The following is a 13,590-nucleotide window of genomic DNA, read 5'->3' as shown; positions in this document are numbered from 1 at the left end:
AAAAGGACGTTATTTCTTCAGTAGTGCCGCTCAGCGACACGATAGCTGCTAAAAGGCAGTTAATTTCTCATAAAACCTGCAAAAGTCCCACTGACGCTCGAATTAAATGCCTTTTGACAACTATTTCCCTTCCCCGCTCAAAAACGCCGAATTTAACTGCTCTTTAACAACTATTTTAATTCAGCACACGCAATCCGGACACACGATCGTTGCTAGCAATATCCGATCATGCAGTCCGCACCCGCCATCCGCACAGTGAACCGTTCCTGCTATCGACACACAGAACCTTACCCGCTATCGACACACGGAACCGCACTCGCCATCCGCACACGGAACCGTACCCGCTATCGGCACACAATCCTCACGCGTTACCCGCGCTCACAACCCGCCCCCGCAACCCTCACGCGCAATCCGTGCCCGCAATGCGCACGCCAAAAACATCGACGCCTGCGCCGCTTTCCGGCACTCGCATCGATGCTTTTTGCATTTTATGCGTAAACGCGAATCTCGACCAGCTCCGCGCAGGCGGCGCCGTTCGTGCGTTCGACAACGACGCGGACGGCGTCGGCCGTTAGCGCCGCGGGCAGCTCGATGCAGCTGGCGCGGCGCCGGTTGCCGGTCACGGCTGCGACGACTGTCCATTCGCCGCCAACGCGTGCTTCGACGCGGTACGCCTCCGCCAGCTCCGGGATCACCTCGAACGGCGTGCGGTGGTGATGCAGGTTGATCAAGTCCTCGTTCACGTCATCGTTCCAGGTGAGACGTATCTCGCGCACGGCGACCGGCTGCTCCCACTCGAGCGCGAGCCAGGCTTCGCCGCCGTCCAGCGGTTCGGACGCCCAAAGGTTCGGTCCGCCGTATGGCCGCTTATAGCCCCCGATGGCCTGCGCCGGCGCGTAAGCTTCCGTCCCGCCGAGCACGCGGAAGCAGAACGGACGCCGGACGAGCTTCTTCATGCTCCACGCGACGATAGGCTGCGTCTCGTCGTGATCCTCGAGCGTCGACACCGCGTTCGGCGTCGCGCCGTGCTCGAACGCCAGCACGCCCGTGAACGGCTCTGCGGCCTGATGCAAGCGGACCGCCGCGTTGCGCCGCACGACGACGAATGCGTTCTGCGGCACCGAAGGCGCCCATTCCAGCTCGAACGACGCCCATTGCAATTCACCTTGCGGCACCGCTGCAACAGCCGTACCGATCAGCCCGGACGGAATATAATTCTCCCGTCGCCCCGTATCCCACAGCTCGACGGTCAGCTCTGTGTCCGTGTCCGCCGATACGAGCAGCTCCAGCCCCTGCATCGTCGGATTCACCGGGAACAGGATGCCCGCATCGCGCATGAGCGGATAGACGGTCGCGGCCTCTTCGACCGCGATTCGCGTCCGCGACGACGAAGCGCTGGCGGCGGCACGCAGCGCCAGATCGTCCGGATCGTCGCTGACAACGCCCACGATCGCCGCGTCCTGGCGCAGCAGCGTCTGCTGAAGCTCCGCCAGATGCGAAGCATAGATATCGCGCGGCGTCATGCCTTTTGCCGCGCACAGCGCCGCCGCGGTCCCCGCCGCTTCGCCCATGACCGCGCACGTCGCCATCACCCGCGTCGTACCGAACGCGACGTGCGAGGCGCTGACGTTGCGCCCGGCGAACAGCAGGTTGCGCACGTTGACCGAATACAGCGAGCGGTACGGAATATGGTAGACGCCGTCCGCATGCATATGCTTGGAGCCGCTCTCCTCGGCGTACATGCCTTGCGGCGGATGCAGGTCGATCGACCAGCCGCCGAAGCCGATCCGGTCGTCGAACGGCTCCTGCGCGAGGATGTCGTTTTGGTTTAGCACGTAATCGCCGACGAAGCGCCTGTACTCCCTTTTGCCCGGGATCGAACCGACCCACTCAAGCGTCATCGTCTCGGCGTCGAACTGTCCCGAATTTTTGATATAGTCCCAGATGCCGTAAATGACCGACCACAGCTCGTCCCGAATCCGTTCGTTGTCGTGCACCGTATCCAACTCGCCGCCCCATTCGATCCACCAATAATGGCAGCCCGAGTCGCCGCTCTTGATCACCCGCCGAATCGGGATCGGCGTCTGCGCGATGTCCTTGGCGAAGCTCGGTGGTACGAACCGGACCGGTCGGCCCGCGTCCTTCGTATAGAAAAGCAGCGTGCTGCCAAGCGTAATGTCGTCAGCAACCTCAGGCGCCCACTCTTCATTAAACTCACTGTGTGCCTCCCGGCCGAGCCGGTAACGCGCGCCCGCCAGGAACCCGATCAGCCCGTCTCCCGTGCAGTCGAGGAAAACCGGACTCTCAAACCGTATATGCCGCTCCGAGCCCATCATCCAGCCGGTGACCGACTTAATCGTCCGGTCATCCTCGTCGCCCTCCGCCTCCGCCTCGTGCACGTCGGTATTCAGCAGCAGCGTAATATTCGCCTCCGCCCGCACCGCTTCCAGCAGCACCAGGTCCCACAAGTACGGGTTGCCTTCGGGGTTGCGGTACTGATTCTCGACGAACAGCTCGCCCATGATGCCCGTCTCCCGGGCGTACCGGTTCGTGCCGTGCGCGGTCGCCCCGCACACCCACACGCGCACCTCGCTGCTCGAATTGCCCCCGAGCACGGGCCGGTTGTGCACGAGCGCGACCTTGCGTCCAAGCCTCGCTGCCGCGATGGCGGAGCAAATCCCCGATAGCCCCCCGCCGACAATCGTAATATCGCTAACTACCGTTTCGTTGCGCATCTCGCAGAATCACCCTTTTACCGCAGAGTTGGTCAAGCCTTGAATGATGAAGCGCTGGCCGATAACGAACACCGCGATCATCGGAAGGATGCCGGCCGACGCCGCGGCCATCATGCCGTTGTAGTCGACCGTGTTTTCCAAAATGAAGTTTTGCAGGCCGAGCGGGACCGTGTACAGCTTCTCGTCGATCAGGAACACGAGCGCGTTCTCGTAGTCGTTCCACTGCCAGGAGAAATCGATAATGGCGAGCGTCGCGAGCGCGGGCTTGGCCAGCGGCAGAACGAGCCGGAAAAAGATGCGGAAGTGGCCGGCCCCGTCGAGGAACGCCGATTCGGAAATCTCGTGCGGGATGGACAGGAAAAACTGGCGCAGCATGAATACCCCGAAAATCGTGAACAGGCCCGGCAGGATAAGCGCCAGATGCGTATTGTAGATACCGGCCCACTCGAACATGATGAACTTCGGCACGAACAGCACCTGCGGCGGCACCATCATCATCGACAGGTAGATCATGAACAGCGCATTGCGTCCCTTGAACTCGATCCGGGCGAAGCCGTACGCCGCGAACGCCGACAGAAACGTCGCGCCCAGCATGCCGATGATCGAGATTTTGAGCGAATTGAGATAATACGTGCCGAAGCTCTTGGGCCCGGTCCACACCTTGTGATGATGCGCCCACGTCGGATGCGACGGGATCCACTCGATCGGATATTTGAATACTTCGGCCGGCGTCTTGAGCGACGTGCTGATCATCCACAGAAACGGAATAATCATGACGATCGCGAGCGCCAGCATGATGACCGTAACGAGCAGCCTGCCGGCCGCGCCGGACGTTAGACTTCGTTTAAGCTCCATTGCGATACCCTCCTTGGCGGCTTAATAGTGAACCCATCTTTTTTGACCGAGCCACTGCAGGAGCGTAATAAGCAAGATGATCGCGAACAGCGCCCAGGAAATCGTGGCGGCATAGCCCATCTCGTAGTAACGGAATGCGTTCTGGTAAACGTAAAGCGACAGGATCGTCGTGCTGTTGCCCGGTCCGCCCTGCGTCGTCGCCTGGATGATGCCGAACGTCTTGATCGTCATGATGAGACCGGTGATGAGCAGCAGGAACGTCGTGGGGCTGACGAGCGGCCAGATGATTTTGCGCAATATCTGCGTCGGCCTCGCGCCGTCGATCTTGGCGGCCTCGAGCAGCTCGGACGATACCTCCTGCAGCGCGGCCAGGTAGATGATCATGTTGTAGCCGAGCAAAAACCACACCCAGATGATGTCGATCGCGTACATCGAGGACGTCGTCGTCGACAGCCAGCCCGGCGGATGCTCGATGCCGACGCTGCGCAGAAACCCGTTGATCGGCCCCTGCTTCGGCTGGAACAGCAGCATCCAGACGAATGCGACCGCGACCCCGCTGGTGATGTAAGGCATGAAGTACAAGCCCCGCAGCAGCTTTTTCAAATAAATCTTCTGGTTCAAAATGACCGCGACGACAAAGCCGAGCGCGATCGACACCGGCACCGCGAGCAGGAAAATGACCGTGTTGCGCAATGACAGGTAGAAGAGGTCGTCGTGCAGCATGCGGACGATGTTGTCCATGCCGACGAAATCGACGTTTGGGCTCATGAACTTGTAATTCGTGAACATGAGGCCGAACGAATAGACGGCCGGAATCAGGAAAAACACCAGCACCCCGAGCATGCTGGGGCCGATGAACACATAGCCGAGCAGGCGCTGCCTTCTCATCCAGTTGTTGTACATGCGCATTAACCTCGCTTCTCGAATGAATAGCTCCAGTCTACCAACCGCGCGCCGATCCCATAAGGAACAAAACCATCGTCTTCATCGCACATATCCATGCAAAAAAAGCCGCCCGGGGGGCGGCATAGAGAAGCGAAATACATTAAAATGTTCTATTGGACGGCGCTAGACGCTAAGAGCTAGCGCGCCCCGCCGTACCTGCCGGATGCGCTACGCGAGTGTGCGGACAAACGCCCGAGCAGACATCATTCCGAATAGCCCATCAAGCCGATATACGCCAGATTCGGCTGGGCGATGTCCATCCTGCCGTACTGGATGACGACCTCGATATCGCTGCGAAAGCGCAGCGAATACTGAACCTGCCGCCCCAGCTCGACGCCGCCGATCTCCTCCGGATGGTCCATGCGAACGCATTTGACCCGGCGGGCGGGCACGACGATCTCAATCCCGGCATCGGGTTCCCGGTCCTCGTAGTAGATATCCATCTTTACAATCGCCTGCTCGTCGTGGCAGTTCAGGATCATGATCGCCTCGTGCCCTTCGAAAGGCTCGTCGTCTACCTTCCCTTTAAACGGAAGATAGCCGTCGATCACGTACCAGTTTTTCGCCCCTTGCTTGCTCATGACGCCCTCCTATCCGACCGACACCGTGCCGGTCTTTTTCCAATTGGCGCTCAGCGTGCGGACAAGCGCGGACATCGATTCGTAGCCGTCGACCGTGACGACCAGACTCTCCTCCACCCGGTTCGAACCGTGGGGATGGCCGAACAGGCTGATATCCGTGTTCACCGTCATGCCGATCTCGAAACGCGCCTCGCTGTTCTCGTCGGGATACGGCGACTCGGCCTCCGCCAGCCCGCAGCCGTGAAGGGGCGGATACAGATCGTAGCGCGTCACGTTCCGGTCCGCGAAATAACCTTTGACCGCTTGAACCAGCTCGCGCTGAAGCGCGCCGGGCTTCAGCTTGGACAGCGCGATATCTTCGGCCTCGACCAGCAGGTCGATAAAGGCGCGCTGCTCGTCGCTCATCGTGCCGGCCACGAACGGGAAGCCGACCGTAGCTACGTACCCTTCGTACTGTACGGCAATCGCGGTCATGATCATATCGCCGTCCTCGATTACCTTGCTCGTCGGACGTCCGATAATGGTGCGGACCCGCTCGCCGCTCGCCATGACGATAAACGGGACGGACTCCGCGCCCTGCTTCATGCACTCGCCGTATGCGAACGCCGACAGCTCGAGCTCCGTCATGCCGGGCTTCGCATTCTCGATCATCAGACGATAGCCCGCGTCCGCGATGCGGGCCGCCGTCCGCAGGCATTCGACTTCGGCCGCCGTCTTCGTCATGCGCAGCCGGAACAGGAGATCGCCGGCATCGACCCAGTCCGCGCCCTCCAGGCTGTCCTCGATCGACTTCAGCAGCGGCGCCGACATCGCGTCGATTCCCGAAATGCCGATTTTCCGAAGAGGGCCTTGCACCCTTAGTTCATCCATGATGACCTTCAGGCTCGTATAATTCGCCTGCGGATATTCGATCTCGTCCGGCACCGTGACGCAGGTGAACTGCGGCAGCAGGCGGATATCGTCCCAGGCGGTCATTTCCCTGCACATCAGCTCGCCTTCCGGCGCGGCGATGACGATCGGATCTCCGTGCGCACGGATAAGCGTCGCGCCGCGCTCGAACAGCGGCCAGAAATTGCTCACATAACGCAAATTTTCCTTGCGGTATTCGTCGCCGTAGACGAGACAGGCGTCCAATTCTTTTTCTGCCATGAGCAGCTTCAAGCGTTCGATCCGTTCCCGGTACTCCGCGGCGGATATATTCCCAGCCATAACCTATAACCTCCGATTAGTAAATGACTTTGCGGATCTTCATCAAATCCGCGATATGCGAGAGCTCTCCGGTCATGTCGCCGTAGCCGATAATGCAGTGATGCGCAAAGCCTTCCGTAATCAAATCCCGCAAGAACGTTTTGATCGGCTTCTCGACCCGCACGACAGCCGTGATCTCCTCGCAGGGGATATTTTCCGGCACGTCCAACGCTTCGCCCTTCAAAATCAGCATCTTGTAGCCTTCGGCATCGATGATAAGATGCGCGATCGTCACCATGCCCGGCTTCAGCGTATATTCGAAGCCGAAGCCCGCGCCCTGCAAGCCCCATTGCTCCGGCGAGCGGTTGACCTTGACCGCGCTCCGGTCGCGCGCGTAGGACGGGTCCGCAAAGCCGTGATGCACCATGAGCAAAGCGTTGCGCGCCTCGTCATATTCGCCCCACTCGGCATAAGCCGGCACCTTGCCGCTGAGCTTGTGCATCAGCATCATGACGATAAGCCCGTGAACGTCTCCTTCGGTGTTCACCACGTAGCGGCTCTCTTCATGCAGCAGGGTGTTCGCAAGATAAGGCGTCGTGCCCGTCTTCTGCTCCACGTAATGCTGACCGAGCAGCGTCAGGCCGTCCAGGCGGAAGCGCTCCAGCGTATTGCGCAGCGCGACGGCCAGCCGCGCGGATTTGGCGACGTCGTCCGCGCCGAGGCCGACGATGTTGAAGCGGCCCTCGGCCTCCTCCCGGACGGCGTCGATCTCCTCCGCCGTCGCCTCGCGGAAGCGCTCCAGCAGATGGTCCATCTGGATGGCGATCAGATTCGGCCCCAGCGTTCCTTTGATCATCGTCTTGTCGTATTCGAAGTCGTACATGCCCCGGAATACATGACCGATGACGCCGATATTCGTCTGCCGCAGCTCGCGGAACGCCTTAAACGCACGGATGTACGTACCCATTTCGCGATAGGCTTCCTCGTCGCCGATCGCGCCGACGACCACCTTCAGGTCCGGATACCAGCCCATTTTGCGGAAGGTAGCCGCCAGCTGCAGATTCGCGATCAGTGCGCTGTTGCGCAAAATATTTTCATAGTTCGTCTTCAGATCGATCTTGTTGTCGTGCTGTGTATTGAACAAGAGCACCGGCACGTGCCGGACATGCTCCAGCACCTGAATCGCCATATAGTCAGGACAGTAAGTGCCCGCCGCATAAATAATGAAGTCCACATGCTGCTCGGCCAGCATACGGCCCGCGGCCTCCGCCGCATCCAGCGTATCGATCAGGCCCGGCCAGACGAGCGCCTCGCCGGACAATTCCTGCGCCAGCCGTTCGCGCACCTTAGTCATATCCGCGGTGACGTTCTCCTTGAGCGTCACCGGGAACATCCGCCAGTACTCGAAGAAACCTACCGTCACCAATCCGATCCGGAGCGGCCTGCGTTCCGTCCGCTCCGTCAGCAGATCGCCGAATACATTTCCTTTTGCCGTCTCGAACGATTCGATTACGATATCCGTCAAGCTGTTCACTGCCTTTCCCTTATGTGCGGCCGAAGGCTTTATCGCCCCAGCAGCCGCTTCGCGTTGTAATAAACGATGTGGCGGATCTCTTCGTCCCCGATGCCGGAGAACAGCACGCTCCCCAGCATGTAATGCGGGTCGTACCAAGGGAAGTCCGTGCCGAACAGCACCTTCTCCGCGCCGGCCTCCCGCACCATTTTGCCGATCATGCCGCTTAGCCGCCCCGTGTCGCACAGCTCCAGATAAACGTTGGGCTGCGCCTTCGCCAGGCCGATCGCATAATCGGTCTCTCCCGGCGCGGAATGGCCGAGGAGGAACGTCATATTGCCGAATTCGCGCGACAGCTCGGCGATCATCTGCGGCGGATTGTACGGACTGTGTCCCCACGTGTGGGACAGCAGCAGCAGCCCGCGCTCGTTGGCGAACTCGTAGATGCGGCGGTACCGCTCTCCCGTCAGCGGGTACTTGTGATAATCCGGCAGCACCTTAAAACCGATATAGCCGCCGACGCTGTCGAATTCGGCGAGATCCCGCTCCAGATCGTGATCGTAGTGCGGGTTGACGACGTAGTAGCCGAGTACCCTGTCGGGATACCGCGCCATCGCCGCGCGGATCTCCCGGTTGCCCCCGACCGGATCGAAAAGAGCGCTGTGGGGCGCGGATAAAATCAGCTCGATATGCTCCCTGTCCATCGTCGCGATCATCGTCTCGAGGCTCGCCTCCGGCAAATACGTGCCGTAGAACGGTCCCATATGCGTATGCATGTCGATGATCGGCTGGCTGTCCAGCCTGCCCGTGTTCGCGAACTCTCTCGCCAGCAGCGACGGATTGGTCATCCTGCCCAGCCTCATAGCTTCACCTCGCTCCACAGCCGTTCGAGATTAAGGCTTGCGATATTCGCCAGCTCTTCGCGGCCGATGCCCGACCCGAGCAGCGCCGCCAGCGGACCGCCGATCGCATTGCTCGGGAAGTCGGAGCCGAACAGGATGCGCTCGGACCCGAATTTGTTGCAAATTTCCTTGATCTCTCCCGCCGTCTGCATATCCCCGCTCTCGATGTACACGTTGCCGTACGCCCGGAACAGCGGGAACGTGAAGCGCGCATGGCTCCACAAGCCGTAGTTGTACAAAATAACTGTCAGGTTCGGATATTCCTTCAGCACCTCGTAGATCATCGGCCAGCCCTCGCTAGGCGACAGGTACAGCGGGATGCGCGCCGCCTCGATCTCTCCGAGCAGCTCGCCCATGCCCACCTTGCCCAGCATGTAGCGGTTGCGCTCGGGGTAAGCGCGCAGCATCTTGACGCCCGACGCCTTCATCGCCGGGAACAACCGCTCCGGCGCGTATTGCGCCTCCGTGACGGGCGGGAGGATCGTCCAGGTCGGGTAGAGCCGGTCCGGCGCCTTCGCGACCTCCTCCATGACGAAGCGGTTGCCGTAATCGGGGTCGACGTCGGCCATCGTCTGATGGCTGACGACCGCGCCGTCGATGCCGCAGAAGTCCAGCTCCGCGAGCAGCGCCTCCGCGTCCCGGGCCTGCTTGACCTTCTCCCGCACGAGGAAATTCTCGTGATTGACCACTTCATAGTTGACGGTCTTATAGCCGATGGCGCAGCTGCTGTCGATGAATCTCATGCCGATTCCCCCCGCTCCGGTCCGGGTGCTTCCGCATCACCTTCATCTTGCCCGGCCGCTTCGCGGACCGCGGCCGTGTAGCTCGCCCATGCCGCCTGCGGATCTTCGCAGCGGAGAAAACCCATATTGGCGGAGCCTTCGAAGCCCCAGGCGAAAATGTTGCGGATGCCTGCGCCGTAAGCCGCCTTGACGGCAACGGCAACCTCGTCTTCCCTGCCGCGCGGGATCATGAAGTTCTGAATCCAGATCTGGCCTTCCTTGCCGTACTGCGCGCACAGCGCCTTCACCTTGCCGGCGTAGAACGACACGAACTTCTCCGCCCCAAGGCTGTAATAGTCGTCGAGGCCCGTCTCGCCGAGCATCGTATACGGATCCGTAGCGAAAATGTCGATGTCCGGATGCGCCGCGATCTCGTGCCAGTGCTGCCAGTCGCGCTCGGATTTCAGCATGGGCAACAGGCACACCGCCACCCGCAGGCCGAGCGACTTGGCATAGGCGGATAACCGGAAGAGCAGCCGCGCGGCGCTGTCGTGCTTGAAGCCGACGACTTCATCCGTCTCCTCGTGCGGCATCTCGGCGCCGTACCGCGCTCTGTAAAGGTCCTTGCACCGCGCGCACCGGCAGCCCCAGACGGAAGGATCCATGTCGAACAGTCCCGTCTCATACAGCAGCCAGTGCGGCTCATCCCAGAAGACGACGTCGGCGCCGGCCGCCTTGACGGCGTCGACCCAGCGGATCATCAGCTCGAACAGCTTCTCGCTGTTCAGGCAGGCGGCCGGATACGTTTTCCCGTCGGACCCGACCTGACATTCCTCGGGATGGTAGCCGACGAACTTGGAGAGCGCCTGGCCGCCGAAAATGTTGGCCACCGACCAGGGGCTCATATAAACGGTTAGACCGCGGGCATGGCTCTCCGCGGCGATATCCCGCACGGAGTCCCGATAATATTCCATATCCTCTTCGCTGAACGTATGGAGCACGTCCGTGAAGCCCAGCAGGCGCAGCCGCTCCATGTCCCCGGCGACATGCCGGACCGCGCGGCTGCCGAAGTAGCTTGTTCCGATTCTCATCTGCCGCTTGCTCCTTTGCTCTATTTGCTAATGCTTGACGAAGTAGAACCGGTCCACGTAAACGGCTTGCACCTGGCTCGCGTTGGCTGCCGGCGCCACGTAGACGTACTCCGTATGCGTCTGCGACGGTACGAACGTGCCGATCTTGACCGTATGCCAGAACATGTTCTCCATGGTGCCTGCCGCCACGGTAATCGGCGCCGTCACGTACGTATTCGTCGTACCGTCGAATGCGGCGGCCGTGAAGGCGTCGCCCGTCGGCAGCGGGAACGACGGATACTGATTAGCGTCGTAAACGACGTCGTGCGCGTACTTGATTTTCACGACGGCGTACAGATCGTACGTCGCGCCAGGCACGAAGCTCGTTTTGTTCCAATACCATTGCATGTTCCAGCCGGCCGTCGTCCCGGTCGTCTGGAAGGCCGACGACGAATCCGAAGCAGAGACGTCCGCCTGGTTTTTCTGCGCGCCGCCGAAGACGGTGAACGCGCCGTCCTGCCCCGATACGGTCTGCATGGCCGCGCTCTTCGTCAACTTGAGCACCTTGCCCGCTCCCGGCGCGAAGCTGAGCCCGCTGATCGTGTAGCTGCCTGCTGAAGCGGTGTAGGTGACGGCGGCATTGGCGTATACGTCGGTAATCCCGCTAATATCGATGCCAAGCTTGCTCCGGTCGATCGTAATCGTGACCGGCGCGCTCGCAGCGACGTTGTGATTGACGACGACGAGGTACTTGTCGCCGGTCGCCGCATTTTCATGCGTCGTCACGTCCGCATTCGCATACGCGCCGCTGCCTCCGCCGCCGCCCGATGCCGTCGCCGCGTTCGCGATTTTGCGCATGCCGAGGATCGTCGGCTTCAGCGTCTCGATCTCGGAGAGCAGCTGGGAGATCCAGCCGTACTTGACGGTCGGGACGCCCTGCGCGTCGACCATGCCTTCCCAGTCGATCTCCGTCTGGTACATGAAGTAATAGAAGCCCTTGGAGCCCCGTCCGATCGCTTCGTAGGTCATGGCCCGAATCTCGGGCTCGGTCGGCTCCCGGTACCAGCCCTCCTGGCCGAACGCTTGCAGAATCGTCCAGAACGGCGCGGCGTTGGCCGGCGTTCTGCGAACCTGCAGCGTCAGCAGATCGAGGAGGTTTTCATAATGGACGTTCGGATAGCCCAGATTCGTAAAGTCGCCGGCATTGCGTCCGGCCAGCGCGCCGTACGGATCGGAGGTGAGCATCTGCGTCTGCGTCGACGGATAGTACTCCTCGGCGCTATGCACGCCGCTTAAGTCGACCATGACCGGGTGCGCGGGATCGATCGTCTCCATCATCCGCTTCATGTCGGTCAGCGTATCGACCAGCCGCGGATTGTTGTGCGGCGGCTCGTCGTACAGGAGGTAGCCGAACAGGGCGCTATGGTTTTTGAGCGGCGCCAGGTTGGCCGCGATCGCCTGGTACATGGCGCTTTCATCGTTATTTAGCGTATCGTTGTATACGGTGCGGAACACGTAGGCGTGAATGATGAGCTTGAGATTGCAGGCGGCCGCTTCGTCCAGCACCGCCGTGAATACGGCCGGATCGTCCGGGTTGAAGTTGGCGATGATGACGGTGTTCATCCCGGCATCCCGGATTTTTACGAATGCCGCTTCGGCGTAAGCCGCCGCGTCCGTCGGATTTTTAGGAATCGCCGCCCCCTCGAACCAGACGCCCTTGGGAAAATAATCTTTGGCCGTATTCACGGTCGGCGCGGTCACCGATACGCCGTTTTGCACGAGCACGTTTTGCGACAGCAGCACCGTGCTGCCGCTCTTCACTTCCACCGTGTACAGATCGTTCGGCACGACTCCGCCGCTCGCGTTTTTGCCGTCCCAGGTCAGCTTGTTCGCGCCGGATTGCGATACGCCGCTCAGCAGCGTCCTGACGATAACGTGGCTCGAATTGTTGACCGTGACGGTGACGGTCTGCGTGCCGGTCAGTTGATAGGCGATCTCCGTCGCATCGTTCAAGCCGTCGGCATTGCCCGGCGAGATCTTGTACGGATAGGCGCCGATGAGCGGCGCGGCGCCGTCGTCGACGGTGTGCTTGGTCAGGATGACCTTGTCGACGCGAAGCGCCTGATACTGTCCGGCATTGTCCACCTGATAGAAGACGACGCGGTTGTCGTGCGCGGGATTTAAGGTAACGCTGGCCGGCAGCGTGATCCCCCATACGAAAGCGTAGCGAAACTTGATCGCATCGTCGGCGGTCGTATACACCTTGGGCGGCGATACGAATGCGCCGGCAGTGGCATCGTATACGCCTGCGCCGAACGCATCGCCGGTCGCGCGCAGGAAGTTCGACCGCTCCGTGTTGACGACGACGCTGACATCGTACGGCACGCCTGCCTCGATGCGGGCGCCATCGATCGGCGCCTGAATGTTCCTGCCGGCGCCCGGTCCGTTCGCCATGCGGGCGGCGCTGCCATCCGCCGCGGTCGGCTCATGCACGAGCGCCGCGCCTCCGGCCAGCGAGAAGCTGTTGTCCTCGATCGTATACGGCACATACTCCCGGAAGATTAACTTGTCGACGTAGATGTCGGACACCTGGGCGGCGTTGTTCGTCTGCGCGACGTAGAACGAGAGCAGATTCACGCCGTTGTTCAGCTTAAACGTGCCGATCTTGTAATTGGCCCATACGTCGTTCGTCGTAGCCGAAGCCGCGATCGTCCGCTCGGCCAGCACGTAGCGGGCGTTGGTCATATCGTAAACGGCCAGGCTGAAGGCGGCGCCCGTCGGCGCGGATACCGCGTGATGCACCTTGACCCGGGCATAAACCTCGTAGGATACGCCGGGCTTCAGGCTGCCGAAGTCCCAATTGCGATACTGAATGTTCCAGCCCAGTCCGCTGTTGCCCATATGCGCCGCGGAGCCGTCGGAAGCGCCGGCGTCCGATACGGACGCCGCGCCTCCGAACAAGACGAAGCTGCCGTTCTGAATATCCGTATCGGCGGCCTCGGACGACGCAGGCCACAAGACGAGAAGAAAGGCGAAAAAGAAGGAGGCCAGTAAAACGGGAAGCAGTCGCTTGGACATA

Annotated in this window: 10 protein-coding genes; all 10 read right to left on the bottom strand. The window is 61.0% G+C overall.

Annotated features, from left to right (window positions below):
- Positions 1-488: 488 nt before the first annotated feature.
- The 10 genes from ACFSR7_RS03095 to ACFSR7_RS03050 all read right to left on the bottom strand — a co-directional run bounded on the left by ACFSR7_RS03095 (position 489) and on the right by ACFSR7_RS03050 (position 13,589).
- On the bottom strand, positions 489-2,735 hold the full coding sequence (locus tag ACFSR7_RS03095; RefSeq protein WP_378158992.1) for an FAD-dependent oxidoreductase: 2,247 nt from the start codon (positions 2,733-2,735) through the stop codon (positions 489-491).
- A 9-nt stretch (positions 2,736-2,744) separates the two neighbouring features.
- Entirely contained in the window at positions 2,745-3,590 is an 846-nt protein-coding gene (locus ACFSR7_RS03090; RefSeq protein ID WP_378158990.1) for a carbohydrate ABC transporter permease, read from the bottom strand.
- Between the two features lie 21 nt (positions 3,591-3,611).
- Positions 3,612-4,493, bottom strand: coding sequence for a carbohydrate ABC transporter permease (locus tag ACFSR7_RS03085; RefSeq protein ID WP_282909691.1), 882 nt, complete (start codon positions 4,491-4,493; stop codon positions 3,612-3,614).
- Between the two features lie 245 nt (positions 4,494-4,738).
- Positions 4,739-5,116 carry a sensory rhodopsin transducer gene (locus ACFSR7_RS03080; RefSeq protein ID WP_378158988.1) on the bottom strand — a complete coding sequence of 126 codons (378 nt, stop codon included), beginning with the start codon at positions 5,114-5,116 and terminating at the stop codon, positions 4,739-4,741.
- 9 nt (positions 5,117-5,125) lie between these two features.
- Positions 5,126-6,325, bottom strand: coding sequence for a M24 family metallopeptidase (locus ACFSR7_RS03075; RefSeq protein WP_378158986.1), 1,200 nt, complete (start codon positions 6,323-6,325; stop codon positions 5,126-5,128).
- Between the two features lie 16 nt (positions 6,326-6,341).
- Positions 6,342-7,829 (bottom strand): hypothetical protein, encoded by a 1,488-nt coding sequence (locus ACFSR7_RS03070; RefSeq protein WP_378158984.1) that lies wholly within the window; start codon positions 7,827-7,829, stop codon positions 6,342-6,344.
- 38 nt (positions 7,830-7,867) lie between these two features.
- Entirely contained in the window at positions 7,868-8,680 is an 813-nt protein-coding gene (locus ACFSR7_RS03065; RefSeq protein WP_378158982.1) for an amidohydrolase family protein, read from the bottom strand.
- Positions 8,677-9,462: an amidohydrolase family protein gene (locus tag ACFSR7_RS03060; protein WP_378158980.1), complete on the bottom strand. Its 786-nt coding sequence runs from the start codon at positions 9,460-9,462 to the stop codon at positions 8,677-8,679. The genes ACFSR7_RS03065 and ACFSR7_RS03060 overlap by 4 nt, the downstream gene beginning before the upstream one ends.
- On the bottom strand, positions 9,459-10,532 hold the full coding sequence (locus ACFSR7_RS03055) for a hypothetical protein (RefSeq protein WP_378158978.1): 1,074 nt from the start codon (positions 10,530-10,532) through the stop codon (positions 9,459-9,461). Before ACFSR7_RS03055 ends, ACFSR7_RS03060 begins: the two co-directional genes overlap by 4 nt.
- Positions 10,533-10,559: 27 nt before the next feature.
- Positions 10,560-13,589 carry a FlgD immunoglobulin-like domain containing protein gene (locus ACFSR7_RS03050; RefSeq protein ID WP_378158976.1) on the bottom strand — a complete coding sequence of 1,010 codons (3,030 nt, stop codon included), beginning with the start codon at positions 13,587-13,589 and terminating at the stop codon, positions 10,560-10,562.
- Between the last annotated feature and the right edge of the window lies 1 nt (position 13,590).

It is taken from the genome of Cohnella sp. GCM10020058, from assembly GCF_042683485.1.
Lineage (GTDB): Bacteria > Bacillota > Bacilli > Paenibacillales > Paenibacillaceae > Cohnella.
Note: the sequence above shows the minus strand (reverse complement) of the source record. Positions and strands in the feature narration are given on the sequence as shown.